General features: G+C 66.0%; 19 protein-coding genes. 9 read left to right on the forward strand and 10 right to left on the reverse strand.

The window, feature by feature from the left end:
* The first annotated feature begins 72 nt into the window (after positions 1-72).
* Positions 73-441: a helix-turn-helix domain-containing protein gene (locus HDIA_RS24355; RefSeq protein WP_099558588.1), complete on the forward strand. Its 369-nt coding sequence runs from the start codon at positions 73-75 to the stop codon at positions 439-441.
* Positions 442-458: 17 nt separating this feature from the next.
* Here HDIA_RS24355 and HDIA_RS24360 read toward each other — a convergent pair whose 3' ends face one another.
* Together HDIA_RS24360 and HDIA_RS24365 are read right to left on the reverse strand one after the other, a co-directional pair.
* Complete coding sequence (locus HDIA_RS24360) at positions 459-1,166, reverse strand: alpha/beta hydrolase (protein WP_099558589.1); 708 nt, start codon at positions 1,164-1,166, stop codon at positions 459-461.
* Between the two features lie 169 nt (positions 1,167-1,335).
* Complete coding sequence (locus HDIA_RS24365) at positions 1,336-1,944, reverse strand: TetR/AcrR family transcriptional regulator (protein ID WP_099558590.1); 609 nt, start codon at positions 1,942-1,944, stop codon at positions 1,336-1,338.
* 237 nt (positions 1,945-2,181) lie between these two features.
* Between HDIA_RS24365 and HDIA_RS24370 the strand changes: the two genes are divergently transcribed.
* Entirely contained in the window at positions 2,182-5,577 is a 3,396-nt protein-coding gene (locus HDIA_RS24370; RefSeq protein WP_099559143.1) for an acyl-[ACP]--phospholipid O-acyltransferase, read from the forward strand.
* Between the two features lie 64 nt (positions 5,578-5,641).
* Here the strand turns inward: HDIA_RS24370 and HDIA_RS24375 are convergent, their stop codons facing one another.
* On the reverse strand, positions 5,642-5,968 hold the full coding sequence (locus tag HDIA_RS24375; RefSeq protein WP_099558591.1) for a hypothetical protein: 327 nt from the start codon (positions 5,966-5,968) through the stop codon (positions 5,642-5,644).
* A gap of 247 nt (positions 5,969-6,215) precedes the next feature.
* On the opposite strand from HDIA_RS24375, the gene HDIA_RS24380 reads away from it, so the two are divergent.
* Positions 6,216-7,163: a tyrosine recombinase XerC gene (locus HDIA_RS24380; protein WP_099558592.1), complete on the forward strand. Its 948-nt coding sequence runs from the start codon at positions 6,216-6,218 to the stop codon at positions 7,161-7,163.
* 55 nt (positions 7,164-7,218) lie between these two features.
* Here the strand turns inward: HDIA_RS24380 and HDIA_RS24385 are convergent, their stop codons facing one another.
* Both HDIA_RS24385 and HDIA_RS24390 read right to left on the reverse strand, forming a co-directional pair.
* Positions 7,219-8,019, reverse strand: a complete 801-nt coding sequence (locus tag HDIA_RS24385; protein ID WP_099558593.1) for a DeoR/GlpR family DNA-binding transcription regulator — start codon at positions 8,017-8,019, stop codon at positions 7,219-7,221.
* 240 nt (positions 8,020-8,259) lie between these two features.
* Positions 8,260-8,748: a HugZ family pyridoxamine 5'-phosphate oxidase gene (locus tag HDIA_RS24390; RefSeq protein WP_099558594.1), complete on the reverse strand. Its 489-nt coding sequence runs from the start codon at positions 8,746-8,748 to the stop codon at positions 8,260-8,262.
* 271 nt (positions 8,749-9,019) lie between these two features.
* Here HDIA_RS24390 and HDIA_RS24395 point away from each other — a divergent pair, with 271 nt between their 5' ends.
* The 5 genes from HDIA_RS24395 (at position 9,020) to HDIA_RS24415 (ending at position 13,240) form a co-directional block, all read left to right on the forward strand.
* The gene (locus HDIA_RS24395; RefSeq protein WP_099558595.1) at positions 9,020-9,721 is read left to right on the forward strand and encodes a response regulator transcription factor; all 702 of its coding nucleotides are present in this window, start codon (positions 9,020-9,022) and stop codon (positions 9,719-9,721) included.
* A gap of 294 nt (positions 9,722-10,015) precedes the next feature.
* On the forward strand, positions 10,016-11,818 hold the full coding sequence (locus tag HDIA_RS24400) for a stimulus-sensing domain-containing protein (RefSeq protein ID WP_281259977.1): 1,803 nt from the start codon (positions 10,016-10,018) through the stop codon (positions 11,816-11,818).
* 4 nt (positions 11,819-11,822) lie between these two features.
* On the forward strand, positions 11,823-12,296 hold the full coding sequence (locus HDIA_RS24405) for an HPr kinase/phosphorylase (protein WP_099558596.1): 474 nt from the start codon (positions 11,823-11,825) through the stop codon (positions 12,294-12,296).
* A gap of 234 nt (positions 12,297-12,530) precedes the next feature.
* Positions 12,531-12,932 carry a PTS sugar transporter subunit IIA gene (locus tag HDIA_RS24410; protein ID WP_099558597.1) on the forward strand — a complete coding sequence of 134 codons (402 nt, stop codon included), beginning with the start codon at positions 12,531-12,533 and terminating at the stop codon, positions 12,930-12,932.
* Positions 12,929-13,240 carry an HPr family phosphocarrier protein gene (locus HDIA_RS24415; RefSeq protein WP_099558598.1) on the forward strand — a complete coding sequence of 104 codons (312 nt, stop codon included), beginning with the start codon at positions 12,929-12,931 and terminating at the stop codon, positions 13,238-13,240. Before HDIA_RS24410 ends, HDIA_RS24415 begins: the two co-directional genes overlap by 4 nt.
* Positions 13,241-13,251: 11 nt before the next feature.
* Here HDIA_RS24415 and HDIA_RS24420 read toward each other — a convergent pair whose 3' ends face one another.
* From HDIA_RS24420 to HDIA_RS24435, 4 genes are read right to left on the reverse strand one after another with little or no spacing between them, the layout of a single operon-like run.
* Entirely contained in the window at positions 13,252-14,874 is a 1,623-nt protein-coding gene (locus HDIA_RS24420) for an NTP transferase domain-containing protein (RefSeq protein ID WP_099558599.1), read from the reverse strand.
* Positions 14,871-15,557, reverse strand: coding sequence for an XdhC family protein (locus tag HDIA_RS24425; protein ID WP_099558600.1), 687 nt, complete (start codon positions 15,555-15,557; stop codon positions 14,871-14,873). The genes HDIA_RS24420 and HDIA_RS24425 overlap by 4 nt, the downstream gene beginning before the upstream one ends.
* Before the next feature lie 3 nt (positions 15,558-15,560).
* Positions 15,561-15,914: an XdhC family protein gene (locus HDIA_RS24430; RefSeq protein WP_099558601.1), complete on the reverse strand. Its 354-nt coding sequence runs from the start codon at positions 15,912-15,914 to the stop codon at positions 15,561-15,563.
* A complete protein-coding gene (locus HDIA_RS24435) occupies positions 15,911-16,606 on the reverse strand; it encodes a sulfate transporter family protein (protein WP_099559145.1) in 696 nt (231 codons plus the stop codon). The genes HDIA_RS24430 and HDIA_RS24435 overlap by 4 nt, the downstream gene beginning before the upstream one ends.
* A gap of 202 nt (positions 16,607-16,808) precedes the next feature.
* On the opposite strand from HDIA_RS24435, the gene HDIA_RS24440 reads away from it, so the two are divergent.
* Positions 16,809-17,810 (forward strand): adenosine kinase, encoded by a 1,002-nt coding sequence (locus HDIA_RS24440; protein ID WP_099558602.1) that lies wholly within the window; start codon positions 16,809-16,811, stop codon positions 17,808-17,810.
* Between the two features lie 36 nt (positions 17,811-17,846).
* Here the strand turns inward: HDIA_RS24440 and HDIA_RS24445 are convergent, their stop codons facing one another.
* Positions 17,847-18,770, reverse strand: a complete 924-nt coding sequence (locus HDIA_RS24445; RefSeq protein WP_099558603.1) for a LysR family transcriptional regulator — start codon at positions 18,768-18,770, stop codon at positions 17,847-17,849.
* Positions 18,771-18,831: the final 61 nt, after the last annotated feature.

The following is an 18,831-nucleotide window of genomic DNA, read 5'->3' on the forward strand; positions in this document are numbered from 1 at the left end:
GGCTCACGACGGTCATGCGGTCAGCCGGGGCTCGGTGTCGCAGCGACGGAATCGAAAAGGAAGCGGGACGGCATGACGCCCTTCGGAGCGAGGCTGCGCGAGCTGCGCCGCCGGCGCAAGATCACCTTGAGCCAGATGGCGGCGGCGCTCGATGTTTCGCCGGCTTATCTGAGCGCGCTGGAGCACGGCAAGCGCGGCCGGCCGACCTGGTTCATGGTCCAGCGCATCATCGCCTTCTTCAACGTGATCTGGGACGAAGCGGAGGAATTGCAGCGGCTTGCGGAGGTCTCCGACCCGAAGATCACCATCGACACCGCCGGCCTCGACCCGCGCGCGACAGAGCTTGCCAACCTGCTCGCCCGCCATGTCGGCCGCCTGCCGCCGGAAACGCTGGATCGGTTGATGGCCGAAATTCGAAAGTCGGTGAAGGACGAGGGGTAACTCTACCCCTACAGATCTCAGTCGAGGAAGAAGCCCACCGCCTGCTCCACCACGTCGGCGCGGATCTTGTGCGGCCCGTCGTGCTCCACATAGGTCACGTCATAGTCGGCCTGCTTGAGCTGCTCCGCCTTGCCGCGGCCGGCGACCTCGACCGGAAGCTGCTCGTCGTGGCGCCCGTGCGAGATGAAGATCTTCGGCTCGCCCTCCGGCGCGGTGACGGCAAGAAACCCGCCCGACATCGCGATGATGTGGCTGACAATCCGCCCGTTGGTGAGACCGATGGAGAGGGCATAGGAGCAGCCGTCCGACCAGCCGGCGAAGGCAAGATGCGCCGGATCGAGCGTGAAATGATCGGCGACGATGGTGAGCGCGGTGTCGAGCCGCTCGCGGTCCGGCCCGTTGCCGGCGATCACCAGATCCCAGGTCGGATAGATCGACTGCGGCGCGAGGATCAGGAATTTCCGGGCGTCTGCATGCGGCTCGTAGTTCGGCAGCATGATGCCGGCCCCGCCGCCCGCGCCGTGAAAGAGGACGAGGAGCGGGGTGGGCGTCGCCGGATCGATGCCTTCGGGCACATAGAGGATTGCGTCGCGCTTTTCCGAAAGCCCGAGGCTGTTGCGCCCCGGCGGCAGCGGCGGCTTCGTCGGCGCCTTGTGCGTGAAGGCCAGCCGGCCAAGCAGCACTGGGTCGAGGAAGGAGAGATCGAGGTTCGTGAAATCCATCATGTGGCATACATTAAAGCGTGTTCCGAAAAGTGGTATCCGGTTTTCGGCCAAAAACACGCGACGAAACAAAAACCCGAAGCATGTCGCATCAATAGCATCGAGTGCGACGTGCGTTCGGCCAGATGGCGACGGACGAAAAGCCGTAGGCCGCCCGTTGACGCGTGCTGCGTCATCCTCCCTGTCGCACTTCGGGCAAACCGACGGCCAGCGCGGCGACCAGCATGCGGATCTGCGCATGCAGCGCCGCGCGCGGCACCGCCACATGGCGATCTTCCAGCCCGAGGGCCACGACGCCGTGGACGGCGGAAAACAGCGTGCGCGCCAGAAGCTGACGGTCCTCGTCGGACAGATCGGGCAGCAGCGTCTTCAGCGGTGCGTCAAGATAGGTGAACAGACTGGTCTGTGCACCTGCAGACCACTCGGGAAGCTGCTGATGTGCCGAAAGGCGGAACTCGAACAGCGCGCGCCAGAGGTTGACGTTGCCGGCGGCAAAATCGGCATAGGTGAGGGCGATCGCGGTCAGCTGCTCGCGCGGGCTCGCATCCAACGTTTCGGCCGTGGTTGCCTGCAACGCCTCGCCGAGCCGGGAGAGCGTGCGCACGCCGACGCGCAGGACCAGTTCGTCGAGGTCTTCCACATAGGTGTAGATGGCGCCGACCGCGCAGCCGACCTCGGTGGCGAGGTCGCGGGCCCTGAGCGCGCCAAGTCCCTTCTGCGAGATGATGGTTTCGGCGGTGGTGATGAGCGCGTCGCGCTGCGCCTCGCGTCGGCTGGTCATGGCAGATTTTCCGCATCCTGGAGGAAAATGAACAATGTTCAATTTTCCGCTTGCCTGAACTTTGCTTCGTGCTAGTGTAGCAAATGAACGATGTTCATAGCTCTTTGGTCACGCTGCCGCAACACGAACGCGCCATTTCCCCGTTCCAGCTTGCGTGAAACGGCCGGGGGCTGACACATATGGACCCCGAGGGGACCGCCCGGCAAAAGGCCCGGGACGGTGGAGGAGATCAAGGCCATGATGGGACAACTGATCCGCACGCGCCGGTTTGCACCGCTCTTTTCCTGTCAGTTTTTCTCCGCGCTCAACGACAACTTCCTCAAGAATGCGCTCGTTTTCCTGATTCTGCACCAGATCGGCGGCTCCACCGGCGAGGCACTGGTGACGCTTGCCGGTGCGGTGCTGATCTTCCCCTTCTTCTTCCTGTCCGCTCTCGGCGGCGAGATCGCCGACCGCTACGACAAGGCGGTCATCGCCAAGCGGTTGAAATTCGCCGAGATCGGCGCGGCCGGCGTCGCGGTGACGGGTTTCCTGCTGCAGTCCGTGCCCGTCCTTTTCTTTGCGCTCTTCCTCTTCGGCGCCATCAGCGCCCTCTTCGGGCCGATCAAATACGGCATCCTGCCGGACCACCTGAAGACCGAGGAACTGCCCTCCGGCAACGCGCTCGTCGAGGCGGCGACCTTCATCGCCATCGTCGCCGGCACCGTGCTCGCCTCCATCGCCTTTTCCGGCCGCGACCCGATCCGCATCGCTGTCATCCTGATGATCTTCTCTCTGATCAGCTGGATCTCCGCCCGCATGATCCCGAGGACCGGCGAAAAGGCCCCGGACCTCAAGGTTCGTCTCAATATCGCCCGCTCGACCTGGGATCTGGTCAGCGAGCTGAAGTCCGACTGGAAGCTCTGGCGCGGCGGCATCATCGTCTCGATCTTCTGGCTGATGGGCGCGGTGGCCATGGCGCTGCTGCCCTCGCTGGTCGACGCCATCCTCGGCGGCAACGAGACGGTCATTTCGGCCTATCTCACCATCTTCGCCGTCTCCATCGGCCTCGGCTCCGCCCTTGCCTCCTGGCTCTGCAACGGTCGCATCGTGCTGATCCCGGTGCCGATCGCCTCGCTCGTCATTGCGCTAGCGTCCTTCGATCTCGGCCTCACCGTGCTCGGTCACGAGCCGGTTGCCCGGGGCATGGATATCGCGACCTTCTTCCAGCAGGGCATTGCCTGGCATGTGGCGATCGACCTCGCCGTGCTGGCGATGGCCGGCGGCCTCTTCGTCGTGCCGTCCTTCGCCGCCGTGCAGGCCTGGGCGCCGGAAGACCGCCGCGCCCGCGTCGTTGCCGCCGTCAACATCCTCAATGCCGCCTTCATGGTCGGCGGCGCCATCGTCATGAGCCTTGCCCAGGCCGCCGGCGCCAGCGTCGGCATGGTCTTCCTCGGCCTTGCCGCGGTCGCGCTCGCCGCCGCCATCTGGATCGCGAGAGCCATGCCGACGAGCCTCTTCGGCGATTTCCTCTTCCTCTTCTTCCGCATCGTCTTCCGCATGGAAGTGCGCGGCCGGGAGAATATCGCCAAGGCCGGCAAGAAGGCCGTGATCGCCGTCAACCACGTCAGCCTGCTGGATGGTGCGGCCGCGCTCGCGATCCTGGAGAACGACCCGGTCTTTGCCATCGATCACACCATCGCCCAGAAATGGTGGGTGAAGCCCTTCGTCAAGCTCACCCGCGCGATGCCGCTCGATCCGACCCGTCCGATGGCGACCCGCAGCCTGATCAAGGTCGTCGACGAGGGCGAGACGCTGGTGATCTTCCCCGAAGGCCGCATCACCCGCACCGGCAGCCTGATGAAGGTCTATGATGGCGCCGGTCTCATCGCCGACAAGACCAACGCGGACGTCGTTCCGGTCCGCATCGAGGGCCTTGAGGCGACGCCCTTTTCCTACCTCACTGACGGCCAGGTCCGCCGCCGCTGGTTCCCCAAGGTGACCGTGACGATCCTGCCGCCGGTCAAGTTGGAGGTGAACGACGATCTGCGCGGCCGCTTCCGCCGCCAGGCCGCCGGGGCGAGCCTCTATTCGGTCATGTCGGATCTCATCTTCCGCACGACGCCCATCGACCGGTCGATCCATGCGGCAGTGGTCGCGGCGGCCAAGGAGCATGGTCCGGGACGCGTTGCCGTCGAGGACCCGGTGTCCGGCGCGCTCACTTATCGCAAGCTTTTGGTCGGCGCCCGCGCGCTCGGCGGCAAGCTGACGGGCTTTGCCCCTGTCGGCGGCGCGGTCGGCGTCCTGCTGCCGACGGCCAATGGCACGGTCGCGACCGTGCTGGCGCTCGCCTCGGCCGGCCGCGTGCCGGCGATGATCAATTTCACCGCCGGGGTGGCCAACATTCTGTCCGCCTGCAGGACCTCCGGTGTCGAGACGATCCTGACCTCACGCGTCTTCATCGAAAAGGGCAAGCTGGACAAACTCATCGCCGGGCTCGAGGGCCATGTCGGGATCGTCTACCTGGAGGATATCCGGGGCGATATCACCCTTGCCGACAAGCTCGGTGCCCTTTGGAAGTGGAAGACGCCGCTCGTGCCCCGCAAGGGCGAGGATGCGGCCGCGATCCTCTTCACGTCCGGGTCGGAAGGCGCGCCGAAGGGCGTCGTGCTCTCCTCCACCAACATGATCGCCAATGTCGCGCAGGTTGCCGCCCGGATCGACTTCGGCCGCGAGGACAAGATCTTCAACGTCCTGCCGCTGTTCCACAGCTTCGGCCTGACGGCGTCGACCATCCTGCCGCTCGTCTCGGGCGTGCCGGTCTATCTCTACCCGACGCCGCTGCACTACCGGATCATCCCCGAACTCGTCTACGCCACCAATGCGACGGCGCTCTTCGGCACGGACACCTTCCTCACCGGATACGCCCGCTCGGCCCACGCCTATGATTTCCGCTCGCTGCGCTACGTCGTGGCGGGTGCGGAACCGGTACGCGACGCGACCCGCCGCGTCTGGCTGGAAAAATTCGGCCTGCGCGTGCTCGAAGGCTACGGCGTGACAGAAACGGCGCCGGTGCTTGCCCTCAACACGCCGATGTTCAATCGCTTTGGCACGGTCGGTCGCATGCTGCCGGGCATGGAGGCCCGCCTTGAGGCCGTCGACGGCATCACCGAGGGGGGCCGCCTGCATGTGCGGGGCCCGAATGTGATGCTCGGCTATCTGATGAACGACCGCCCGCGCGAGCTTCAGCCGCCGCACGAGGGCTGGCACGACACCGGCGATATCGTCGCGATCGATACGGAGGGGTTCATCGCCATCAAGGGCCGCGCCAAGCGCTTCGCCAAGATCGGAGGCGAGATGGTCTCGCTCGCCGCCGTCGAGAAGATCGCCGTCGAGCTCTGGCCGGGGGCAGCCTCCGCGGTGGTCGCAAGGCCGGATCCGCGCAAGGGCGAACGGCTCATTCTGTTGACGACCGAAAAGAAGGCGAGCCGGGGCGACTTCCAGGCTTTTGCGAAGGAGAAGGGCGCCAGCGAACTGATGATGCCCGCCGAGGTGCAGGTGGTCGAGGCGCTGCCGCTGCTCGGCACCGGCAAGATCGACTATGTGACGCTCAATCGCGAGGTCGCCGAAAGCGAGGCGGCGAGCGCCGCGTGAAGGTCCGACGACACGCGGCCGTCAGACTGATGGCCGCGTCTTCCGATCGCCGGCCATCGGACGGTCAGTAATGCATCACATGCGAATGCGCCGAAGCCTTGACGGGAGCCGGAGAGGAGTCCCCCCAGGCGGCCAACTCCAGGTCTTCGATCGGCGATGCCAGGCTCAACTTCGGACATCCGCCCTTGAGGGGCGCCCACGAGGTCACATTCTGGTTCATGCGGCATTCCATCATCACGGATTTGTTGCCGAGAGTGATGCAGGCGCGCTCGCCGAGCTTCCATTCGCTGCCCTGGAACCGGCAGGAGCAGGTCGCCGATGCCGCAAGGGTCCCGGCCAGTAGCGCGGCAGTCGCGAGTGCAAGAGAAATAAGACTTGCTCTGGCTGTCATGGCAATGTCCTCCCCCAATGAGGAAGTCTATACCTTCAAGCCGCGTGTGCAATATTTAAGGTTGCACAAAATAACCACACGATCGACGCATCGCTGGGCAGGAGCTTAAGTCTTTGCGTTTCTTGCCTTTTGCCGGGAGGATCAGGTCGTGCGGCGACCTGACGATAGCGGCGTTCACCGTGCATCAAGCATTTTCGGACAGCGTGGACGGCGCTAACAGCGGCTCCTCCAACCGGTCAATTCCGCCATGCCGACGTCTTCCGCCCCGATCGTCATCATGACGCCGGCCCTGGCAACCGAGGTCGGGCGCTGGCTGGACGGCCTTGCCGGCGTACGGCGCCTCTCCCCGAAGACGCGCGAGGCCTACGAGCGTGACCTCCGCCAGTTTGCCTCCTTCCTCACGTCGCATCTGGGAGCGCCGCCGTCGCCGAAGGATATCGCCGACCTGCGGCCGGCCGACTTTCGCGCCTTTCTCGCCCGTCGTCGGGCTGAGGGAGCCGGAGCGACGACACTGTCGCGCATCATGGCCGGTGTGCGCTCCTTTATCCGCCACCTGGAGCGCGAGGGCCTGGCCTCATCGGCCGCTGCCAGCGCGGCGCGCACGCCGAAGAAGCCGCATCGCCTGCCAAGGCCCCTTGCGGCGTCCGATGCCTTGCGCGTCGTTGACGCGGACGAGCAGCCCGCCGAGGAGGCTTGGGTCGCCGCGCGCGATGCCGCCGTCCTGATGCTGCTCTATGGCGCAGGCCTGCGTATCGGCGAGGCCGTCGGCCTCAACCGGTCCGACTGCCCGCCGGTGTCCGGCGGAGCCATGCGCGTGACCGGCAAGGGTGGCAAGACCCGCATCGTGCCGGTCCTGCCGACGGTCGGCCGGGCAATCGCCGACTATCTGGCGCTTTGCCCCTATGCGCTTGCGCCAGAGGGCCCGCTGTTCGTCGGGGTAAAGGGCGGCCGGCTGAGCGCCCGGATCATCCAGCTCACCATGGAACGGCTGCGCGGGGCTCTCGGCCTGCCGGAGGGGGCGACGCCCCATGCCCTTCGCCACTCCTTCGCCACCCATCTGCTGGCGGGAGGAGGCGATCTCAGGACCATTCAGGAACTGCTGGGTCACGCCAGCCTCTCGACGACGCAGGTCTATACCGGCGTCGACACCTCCCGGCTTCTCGACGCCTACGAAAAGGCACATCCGCGCGCGTAAACTCTTTCTTAGCCGTAAAAAGAATGCCCGCCGATCGACTGACCGACCGTGTCCGTCAGCGGGCCGGAAGCTGAGGCGGCGCGGTTTCTTCCAGGTCATCGGCCAGAAGCACCGGCACGCCATGCGCGTCGAGAACGCGCGCGAGTTCCGGCGGCGGCATCGCCTCGGAGATGATGGCGTCGATATCGTCGAAGTCGCACACCCGGACGAGGGCCGAGCGGTTGAACTTCATGGCGTCGGTGACGATGACCCTGTTCTCGCCGCGCTTCAGGACCTCGGCGGCGAACTCGGCCTCCTCGAAATCGAAGTCCATCGGGCCCGATATGGGATCGATGGCGCCGATCGTGATGATCGAGTGGCGGACGCTGAACCTGCGGACGAAATCGAGCGCCGGCGTGCCGAAAGCCGCTCCGTTGTCGCCCCGGATCTCGCCGCCGGCCATGTAGACCCTGTTGCTGCTGACACCGGAGAGAATCCGCGCGATATCGGCGGAATTGGTGACGACGGTCAGGTCATGTTTGACGGTCAGCGCCCTGGCGACGAAGCTCGTCGTCGTCCCCGTGTCCATCATCAGCGAATCGCCGTCGGCAACAAGGCCCGCAACCCGCCTTGCGATCGCGCGCTTGGCCTCGGAATGCTCGCGCATGCGCCGCTCGAAGGGGGCTTCGCTCTGTCGCTCGGGCAGGGCGACCGCCCCGTGCATCTTGATGATGAGTCCTTCGACGGCAAGCGGCTTCACGTCGCGCCGGATCGTCTCCAGGGACACGCTGAGGCGGTCCGCGAGATCTGAGATCGTCGTGGTGCCGTTGTCGTGCAGGATACGGAGGATCTCGGAATGGCGCTTGGATGGTCTCAAGGCACGACCTCTAAGAAATAAACGCAAACACGGGGCGCATTCTGTGCGGTCGCGCCGAAAGTATGCTGTCTATGAAATCATATTGCCCGTAGGTCGACAATCGACATTCACGGATCCCTCGAGGTCATCCGGCCGAACGCCGATCTTGTACGCACAAGACGGCGAAAGTTCGATGACCTGACTGTCGGGAGCACTGAAGAAGGATCGGCCGCCGCGCTCCGGATGCCGGGCGGCGCGCCGTCAGGCCCTGTCGGTTCTCAGGTCCTCCGGCGAAAGGGAGACGATCCGCCCGAAGCCGGCGACCAGATGCCCGCCGCTGATGTCGAGCCTGTAGAAGGAAAAGTCCGAAAAGCCGGCGTAGCCTTCGGCCTCCGGGTGGCGCGCGAGGAAGGATGCGCGCGCGTCGGCGGCCTCTTCGCTGTCCTTCGGGAGCTTGACGATATGGCCCTCGAGCGTCAGGCGGGCACCGGCCAGCGGATCGCCGCCTTCGCCGCCCGGCGCGACGAGGAGCAGCGAGGCTCGCCCGTCGCGCTCGACATTGCGGGTGTGGACGGCAAGCTGCGAGAGCAGCAGCAGGGGACAGCCGGCCGCATCGGGCGCCACGGTCACGAAGCTGGCAAAGGGAGCGCCGGCGTCTCCAAGGCTCGCAAGGGCTGCTGTCCCGGTTTGCGTCAGGATGCGGCGCGCTGTCCCGGCAGCGTCGAAGGATTGGTCAGGCCGGTCGGTCATGGAGAGGTCCGTTGCCGTTGAGGGCGGTGTCTGGCTCGCGGCACAGTTTCCGATTTGCGGCGAAAACGCCAGCCCTGCTCGCTGAGGCTGTCGCTATTTTGCGGTGAATGCCTTATTTTATGCGTATTCTTCCGGCGAAAAAAGCAGCCATCTTCGAAAGATCCGGCCTGTGGACGCCGGAAGAGGCGCACGGTCGCGATCGGTTATGCAGGGGGATGCCGCAAGGCGGCAAGCCGGTGACCCGAGACGGCCCGAAAGAACGAAAGACGATATGCCAACCATCGCATTGGTCGACGACGACCGGAACATTCTTGCTTCTGTCTCCATCGCGCTCGAATCGGAAGGCTACCGCGTCGACACATATACCGATGGCGCCTCCGCACTGGACGGCCTTGCCAAGGCGCCGGCGGACATGGCCATCCTGGATATCAAGATGCCGCGCATGGACGGCATGGAACTCCTGCGCCGGCTGCGCCAGAAGTCCGACATGCCGGTCATCTTCCTGACCTCCAAGGACGACGAGATCGACGAGCTTTTCGGCCTCAAGATGGGCGCCGACGATTTCATCCGCAAACCCTTCTCGCAGCGCCTGCTGGTCGAGCGCGTCAAGGCCGTGATGCGCCGCATCAGCCCGCGCGATCCGTCGGCGCCGAAGGTCACAGACACCGCGCGCAACATCGATCGCGGCCCGCTGATGATGGATCCCGAGCGCCACACCTGCACCTGGAACGGCCAGAACGTGACGCTCACCGTGACGGAGTTCCTGATTCTCTATGCCCTCGCGCAGCGCCCCGGCGTGGTGAAGAGCCGCAATGCGCTGATGGATGCCGCCTACGACGATCAGGTCTATGTCGACGATCGCACGATCGACAGCCATATCAAGCGGTTGCGCAAGAAGTTCAAGGCAATCGACGACGACTTCGACATGATCGAGACGCTCTACGGCGTCGGATACCGCTTCCGCGAAATGTGAGCCGGTTTCCGCCGCAATCGTGTGGCCCCCACTTGCCGAGGTCGGCCACCCGGCGTAGCTAGGGAAGCCTGCGGGCGGATCGGTTCGGGACCGTCCGTCGCAGGTCCGCGCGCCGAAACATGACCGCCTTGCGGCTGGACGAGGCAGCGCGGCATCGGTGCCGGAGGACGGGGAGAAATCGCGTCGGGCAGCCACAACGTTGGATGGATGATGTCGACAGCCGACTACGAGGGGGCAAGATCGCAGATTGACGGCGACCCTTCGTCGGTTGTTCCGCGAAGAGAAGACCCGACGTTGCCCGAGCGTGACGACCGGGCCGACGCCGAACCGGAAGACCTCGACGAGCCGATATGGCCCTCGGAGCCAACCGGCCCGCGCAAGCGGCGCTGGTGGCGGCTGGCCCTTGCCCGCTTCTTCCACAACATGTCGTCGCATGCCTTTTCCTCGCTGACGCGGCGCATTCTCGTTCTGAATCTGGCCGGGCTTCTGGCGCTCGTGTCCGGCATTCTCTATCTCAACCAGTTCCGTGCCGGCCTCATCGACGCCCGGGTGGCGAGCCTTTTGACGCAGGGCGAGATCATCGCCGGCGCGATCGCGGCCTCGGCGACGGTCGAGACCGATTCGATCACGATCGACCCGGACAAGCTCATGCAGATGCAGGCGGATGCGCCGCCGCAGGGGCTCGACGAGAATCCGCAGGGACTCGACTTCCCGATCAATCCCGAACGCGTCGCGCCGATTCTCCGCCGTCTGATTTCGCCGACGCGCACACGGGCGAGAATCTACGACCGCGAGGGCTTCCTCCTGCTCGATTCGCGCTTCTTCTATTCCCGCGGGCAGGTGCTGCGATTCGACCTGCCGCCGCCGGCCAACGAAGATCCCGGGATCATCGCACGATGGTGGGAAGAGCTGAAATACTGGTTCCGGCGCGGCGATCTGGCCGTCTACGAGGAGCGCAGCGGCTCGGACGGCAAGGGGTATCCGGAGGTGGCGACCGCGCTCTCCGGTGCGCCGGCGAGCGTCGTGCGGGTGAATGATAAGGGCGAGCTGATCGTCTCGGTCGCCGTTCCCGTGCAGCGCTTCCGCTCCGTCGTCGGCGCCCTGCTGCTCTCCACGCAAGGGGGCGACATCGATTCCATCGTCGAGGCCGAACGCCTTGCCATCGTGCGCGTCTTCTCGGTTGCGGCCGGCGTCATGGCGATCCTGTCGATCCTCCTCGCCGGCACCATTGCGGCGCCGCTGCGCCGTCTTGCCGCCTCGGCCGACCGGGTGCGCCGGGGCGCGAAATCGCGCGGCGAAATTCCCGATTTTTCCGATCGCCAGGACGAGATCGGCAATCTTGCCCGTTCCTTCCGCGAAATGACCAACGCGCTCTTCAATCGCATGGAGGCGATCGAGCGCTTCGCCGCCGACGTGTCGCACGAACTCAAGAACCCGCTGACCTCGCTCAGGAGTGCCGTCGAGACCCTGCCACTGGCGAGGAACGACGCCAGCCGCGAGCGGCTGATGGAAATCATCCAGCATGACGTGCGCCGGCTGGACCGGCTGATTTCCGACATTTCCGACGCCTCCCGCCTCGACGCGGAACTTGCCAGGGAGGATTCCGAACTCGTCAACATCGGCGCGCTGCTGACGGGCGTCGTGAATCTGGCCAACGAAATCGGGCCGCAGGACTCCGCCCGCGTGCGGCTCGCCTTCGGCAAGGACACGGACCGGCGGAATCTCTTCGTCCTTGGTCACGACATTCGTCTGGGTCAGGTCGTCAACAATCTCATCGACAATGCCCGCTCCTTCTCGCCCCCCGGCGGCAAGGTGACGGTGACCGTCACCCGCAAGGCCGACACTTTCACCATCACGGTGGATGACGAGGGGCCGGGAATTCGCACCGAGGTCGTCGACCGCATCTTCGAGCGCTTCTATACCGACCGCCCCGAGGGCGAGAGTTTCGGTAACAATTCCGGCCTCGGCCTGTCGATCTCGCGCCAGATCGTCGAGGCGCACCGCGGAACGATCGTCGCCACCAACCGCCGCGATCCGAAGGATCATGACGTCATCCTCGGCGCCCGCTTCATCGTGACCCTGCCGGCCGAAGGATAGGCGGTTGCGCGGCCGGTCCCCGACCCTTCACGCCAACGCTCTGCGCCTCGGTCGCCACGGCGTCCTCATCCGTGGCGGCTCCGGCGCCGGCAAGTCGGTGCTGACCCTCGCGCTGCTGGAGCATGAGGCGGAACTCGGCCGATCGGCGGCGCTCGTCGCCGACGACCGTGTCATCATCGAACGGACGGGCGACGCGCTGATCGCCCGGGTGCCGGAGACGATCGCCGGCCTCATCGAGCTTCGCGGTGTCGGCATTCTCAAGTGGCCGAGCGAGCCCGAGTGCACGCTCTCTCTGGTCGTGGACCTCGGGCCGGCCTCCGCCATGCCCCGCATGCCCGAACCGGCCGAAAGCCGGACCGAGATCGAGGGCATCGCCCTTGCGCGACTGCAACTCGCCGCCATGGGCGAGGGAATGGATCTGGCCGTGGCCGCCCTGACCGTCCGGACCATGCTGCGCCATCTCGATCCGCCCGTCTGACGGCGGCCGGACCCCTCTCGCCCTGTTGCCGGAAGGCCGCCCGACTGATGCCGCAATGCGGCATCTGCCGAAGAAATCGGCACTTGGCGGCTTTGGCCGACTGGAAACGGCTGCGGCGATGTGGCATTCATGCGAGCTAATAGTGACCGCGATGGTGTCCCGATGGTGTTTTCGGTCGGGCCGAACGGCGGAGGCAGGCGGGGAGAAGGCCTGCGGTAGGGGGTATCGTTCACAATGATCGGGTTGGTTCTGGTGACCCATGGGCGGCTGGCCGACGAGTTTCGGGCCGCGCTGGAACATGTGGTGGGCCGGCAGTCGCATCTGGAGACCATCTGCATCGGTCCCGACGACGACATGGAACAGCGCCGCCATGACATTCTCCACGCTGTCGAGGCCGTCGATGACGGCGAGGGTGTGGTGCTGCTGACCGACATGTTCGGCGGCACGCCCTCCAATCTCGCCATTTCCGTCATGGACCACGACGCCATCGAGGTGATCGCCGGCGTCAACCTTCCGATGCTGATCAAGCTGGCCAGCGTCCGCAATGACAAGCCGCTGGCCGCGGCCGTGACGGATGCGCGCGATGCCGGCCGCAAATACATCAACGTCGCCAGTCAGGTGCTGTCCGGCCAATGACCGAAGAGCCGCTTGCAGCCGCTAAGAGCGGCACGCATCCCCTCAGCCGCAAACTCAAAATCTGCAACCGCAAGGGCCTGCACGCGCGCGCCTCGGCGAAATTCGTGCAATGCGTCGACCGCTTCGACGCGGAGGTCGAGGTCAGCAAGGACGGCCAGACGGTATCTGGCACGTCGATCATGGGTCTGATGATGCTGGCCGCCGCGATCGGCTGCACGATCGAGGTCAAGGTTTCCGGCGTTGAAGCCGAAGAAGCACTCTCGGCCATCGCAAGCCTCGTCGAGGACCGCTTCGGCGAAGACGAATAAATCGCCGGTTGTCAGGCCCGCTGGCGCCCGCCGATGGCGGCAAGCGCGTCCGGCGTGTCGATATCGAGCGTGATCGCGTCATCCAGTTCGACTTCCACGACCGCGTCCTTGTTCGTCGCGATCAGATGGCGGGCTCCGACGTCTCCTTCCAGACCCATGAGATCGTCGAAGAACCGCCGCGACCAGAGCACCGGGTTGCCGCGCTTGCCCTCATGCACCGGCAGGGCGATCAGCGCGCCCGTCGCGGGATCGTAGGCGCCGATCAACTGGTCGATCATGGCCGACGAAATCCGTGGCATGTCGCCAAGCAGGACGACGACCGCCTCCGCATCCTCCGGGACGGCCATCAGCCCGGCCTTGAGCGAGGTCGACAGCCCATCGGCGAAATCGGGGTTGTGGGTGACCTCGACATCGAAGTCGGCCACGGCGGCCTCGACCTCCTCGGCCATGTGCCCCGTGACGACCGTGACGGAGCGCGCCTTGCTGCCAAGCGCCGCCCTGGCGGCATGGCGTACCATGGCCTCGCCGTCGACCTCGGCCAGCAGCTTGTTGCTGGCGCCCATGCGCGAGGAGCGGCCGGCCGCCAGGACAAGGGCGGCAACATGGGGTTCGTGCCTGTCCTCGACCTGAGCGATGCCGCTGCGCGGCGCGGGGCGCGTGACGATGTCCATCAGGAGGCCGCCGACGCCCATGCCGATGATGTCGTCCGGCCCGACACGGTCGCCGGCCAGCAGCCGCTCCAGCACGAAATCGAAGCCGTTCTCGCGCGGCGAGCGCGCGCAGCCGGGCGCTCCGACGACCGGCAAGCCACGGAGGTCGCCGAGAAGCAGAAGATTGCCGGGATCGACCGGCATGCCGAAGTGAATGACCGTTCCACCTGCCGCTGTGAGGCCGGCCGGAATGACGTCGGCAATATCGGTAATCGCCGAGGCGCCGAAGAGGATCACGAGATCCGGCTGGTCCTTCAGCGCTCGAAGCGCGTCCGCGATGGCTGCCGTCTCATGCGCCACCCGCATGTCCGCGACGATGCTCGCCCCAGCCGGTGCCAGCCGCTCGGCGAGAACGGAAAGCGTCTTGTCGATGACCGAAGGCTTCAGGGTCGGCAAGGTCGTGGAGATCACGGCGACACGCAGCGGGCGGTAGGGCTTTACGGAAAGCACAGGCCTGCTCTCCGGGGATGCGATCGCGATCGCGCGTTCGAGGCTGTCCCGCGGAACCGCGAAGGGAATGATCTTCACTGTCGCGACCATGCGGCCGGCTTCGGCCCCCCTGTCCGCCGGGCGGGTGGCCACCGTGATGCCCGGATCGACGCGGTTGATGGCGTCGATCCTTGCCCGGTCGACCTTGAAGAGCCCCGCTTCGCGCGCAAAGAGATTGGAGCGGCCGGTTGCCGGCGCCTCCACGTCGAGACCGTCACCCGCGATGGCCTCGGCGAGCCGGTGCGCGGCTTCGTCCTCGTGGACGTCGCTGTCGTCCAGCACGGCGGCGACGACCGTCTCGACGGCGGCGGCTTTCAGCCGCTCGATGTCCGCCGCCGCGAGCCGCGTGCCCTTCTTCAGCGTCCGCCCTGCCCGCACGGCATGGGCGAGGATCGCGCCCTCGGCCTTGTCGACAGGCAGGTCGGTGATCTTCATGGCGCGGACCGGCGCAGGGTGGCGATGATCTCGGCCATGATCGAAACGGCGATTTCCGAGGGGCTGACGGCCCCGATGGCAAGGCCGATCGGGGCATGGATGCGGGCAAAGGCTTCGGCCGATACGCCTGCCGCCTCAAGCCGCTCCTGGCGCTTGGCATGGGTCTTCCGGCTGCCGAGCGCGCCGACATAGAAGCAGTCTTTCTCCAGCGCATGCTGAAGCGCGAAATCGTCGATCTTCGGATCGTGCGTTAGCGCCGCAAGAGCCGTGTAGCGGTCGATCGCCAGCGTCGGCAGCACGGTTTCCGGCCAGTCGGCATGTAGCGGGATGCCGGCGAAGCGGTCCTCGGTGGCAAAGGCCGTGCGCGGGTCGACGATGGTCACGTCGAAGCCGGCGATCCGGGCGACGGGGGAAAGCGCCTGCGAGATATGGACCGCGCCGATCATCACGAGGCGCGGCGGCGGCAGGCAGGCGGTGATGAAGACATTGGCTTCGGCGGTCTCGATGCGTTTGGATCGCCCCGACCGGAAAGCCTCGCGAAAGTCGTTCGCCAGCGGATCGGCGGAAAAATCGTCGCTCTCGCGGACGAGCCGGCCGGGACCGCCGGTCATGTCGGTGACGAGCAGGGCGGCCCGCCGCGCGTTGCGCTCGGCGTTGAGGCCGGCAAGAAGTTCGAGATCCATGGTTCAGGCGACCTTCTCGACATAGACGCCGATGCGCCCGCCGCAGGAAAGCCCGACGCGCCAGGCCGTCTCGTCGGCAACGCCGAATTCCATCAGCTTCGGCTGGCCCGTCTCGATCACGTCGACGGCCTCGGCGACGACGGCGCCCTCCACGCAGCCGCCGGAGACCGAGCCGCGGAAGTTGCCGTCGGCATCGATGACCAGATGGCTGCCGGTCGGACGCGGCGCCGAGCCCCAGGTCTCGACGACGGTGGCAAGCGCCACCTGGCGGCCCTCGCGCGCCCAGCTTTCCGCGATGCCGAGAACGTCGAGTTGGGCAGCCTCGGCAATGTCGGTTTCGGTCGGGGAGGTGGTCATGGCAGGACCTCGATATCTTTCTGGGCAACCGGCCGGCGCCCGGTAAGCCGCTTGTGCATGTGGACCATGAAGGCCGTGGCGAAGAGCGGCGTCAAGAGGTTGACGAAGGGGATGGCGAGGACGCCGGCGATGACGAGGCCGGCAAGGAAGATCGTGCCGCCATGCTGCTCGCGTAGCGCCTTGACGCTGTCGCGGGAATGAAAGCGGCCGGCCGCCTGTTCGAAATATTCCCGGCCGAGCAGGTAGCCGTTGGCCAGGAAGAAGGCGAAGAGATTGATGCCGGGCAGCAGCACCAGCAGGAAGACGAAGAGGTTGACCACGATCACGATGGCGGTGAAGCGGACCGCCGACATCACCGCTTCGCCGATCGGTACGGCGCGTCCCGGCGCGTCGAGCGGATAGTAGGTGCTCTCCACCGCCTCCGCGATGTCGTCGAGGAAGAGGCCGGCGAACATCGAGGCGACGGGCGCGATGAGAAAGCCGAGGCCGACGACGATGCCGAGGCCCGTGATGATGTCGACCAGCGTCTGCAGCCAGTCATAGGGGATCACCACGAAATAGTGGAACGTCCCGTAAAGGACCGACCAGGCGGCGGCCAGCATCGCGAGCGTCAGCCCGAGCGAGCGCCACAGCACCGTTCGGAAGGGCGGCGAGACGATCTGGCGGAAGGCGAGCGTGGCGCTTTGGATCATGAACCGGAAGAACTCCCCTTCGGCGTCAGGACGATCCGCCGTGACGTGGCGGCGGCTTCGACCGGACAGATAGGATGTCCGCGAACGCCAATCCAGTGCGATGGCCATCCGGTTCCGGCCCGGTGCGGGAGCGACGGCTTGCCCTATGGCACTGGCTTCTTTAAGAACGGCACGATTTTCCTCTCAAGAAACAGGATGGTTCATGTCTGATCCAAGGTTCGATCTCCTCACCATCGGCAACGCCATCGTCGATATTCTCGCCCGCATCGAGGACGATATCCTGGTTGAGGAGAACGTGACCAAGGGCATGATGCGTCTCGTCGACGCCGAGCAGTCGGCTTCGCTCTATGGCCGGATCGGCCCGGCGATCGAGGCTTCGGGCGGCTCGGCCGGCAACACGGCGGCGGGCGCGGCCTCGCTGGGCCTTCGCACCGCCTATATCGGCAAGGTCGCCGACGATCACTTCGGCCAGATCTTCCGCCACGACATCCAGGCCCAGGGCGTTGCCTACGAGACGGCGCCGCTCGTCGGCGGTGCGCCGACGGCAACCTCGATCATCCTGATCTCGCCGGACGGCGAGCGCACCATGAACACCCACCTTGGCGCCTGCGTGACGCTTGCGCCGGAAGACATCGTCGAGGAGACGGTCGCGGCAAGCGCCGTCACCTATGTCGAAGGCTACCTCTGGGATCCGCCGCTCGCCAAGGATGCCTGCCGCAAGGCCTTCGAGATCGCCCACGCCAATGGCCGCAAGACGGCGATCACGCTCTCCGACAGCTTCTGCGTCGACCGCTACCGCGAGGAGTTCCTCGATCTGATGCGGACCGGCCTCGTCGACATCGTCTTTGCCAACGAGAGCGAACTGAAGGCGCTTTACCAGACGTCGGCCCGCCTTGCCGCCCTCGACCAGTTGCGCAAGGACTGCGCCATGGGCGTCGTCACGCTCGGCGAGGAGGGGGCGCTGGTCGTCGAAGGCGGCAACATGGCGCGCGGCGTTGCCTATCCCGTGGAGAAGGTCGAGGATCTGACCGGCGCAGGCGATCAGTTCGCGGCCGGCTTCATCGCCGGCCTCGTGCGCGGTCAGCCGCTTCATGTCGCGGCCAAGCTCGGCTGCCTTGCCGCCTCGGAAGTGATCGGCCATGTCGGCCCGCGCCCGGCCGTCTCGCTGAAGGACCTCGCCAATCAGCACGGGATCGCTATCTGATGCTGCCGCCGCCGGCAGGTCCGAAAAGCGATCCGGTCAGGCTGTCCTGACGTCATTGGGGATCCGGGCGTGGCTCGCCAGGAAATCGAGGACCGCGCGGACCCGCGCCGGCAACGGCCCTCCCTGCCCGACATGGACGGCGTGAAAATCCTTGGCGTCGCCGGGATTTGCCTCCTCCATGACCGGGACCAGCCGCCCGGCCTCGATATCCGTCCGCACCATGAAGACCGGCAGGCGGGCAAGTCCCGCGCCGCCGAGGGCAAGATGCCGGATCGCTTCGCCGTCGCTGGCGCGGCAGCGGTCGCTTGTCGGCAGAAGAACTGTTTCACCATCGTCCAGCACCGGCCAAGCATCGGTATCGAGCCCTTGCGAGTGGCCGAGGCGCAGGTGCCGGGAGAGTTCCGGCGCCGAAGCCGGATGGCCCGCCCTTGCCAGGTAATCCGGGGCACCGACGATCATCATCCTTGCCTGCCCAAGCTTGCGCGCGATGAGGCTTGACGCCTTCATCGGTCCGGCGCGAACGGCGATGTCCGCGCGGTCCTCGAGAAGGTCGACGACCCGATCCGTCAGGGAGAATTCGAGGTCGATGTCCGGATAGTCGCCTTGAAGCCGGACGACGAGCGGGATGAGAATGTGGTTGGCGAAGGAGGCGCTGGTGTTGATCCGGACACGTCCTTGCGGCTTCTCGCCCGCCGCCGCGCAGCGCTCGGCCTCGTCGAGATCGGCAAGGATGCGGGTCGCGCGCTCGTAGAAATGACACCCCTCCGCCGTGAGCTGGAGCTTGCGCGTCGACCGGTTGAAGAGGCGCGTGCCGAGCCGATGCTCCAGCCGGGTGACCAGCTTGCTGACCGCGGACGGCGTCATCCCGAAGGTCGCGGCCGCGGCGGAAAAGCTGCCCGACGTCACCACGCCCGTGAAGACTTCCATTTCACCGGATCGGTTCGTTTCGATGCGTGCCATGTGACTTGAATTCATGAATCATGTGATTGAGGCAATCTATTTCAAAAGTTGGCGAGGCGCC

The sequence above is a fragment of the Hartmannibacter diazotrophicus genome, assembly GCF_900231165.1.
GTDB lineage: Bacteria > Pseudomonadota > Alphaproteobacteria > Rhizobiales > Pleomorphomonadaceae > Hartmannibacter > Hartmannibacter diazotrophicus.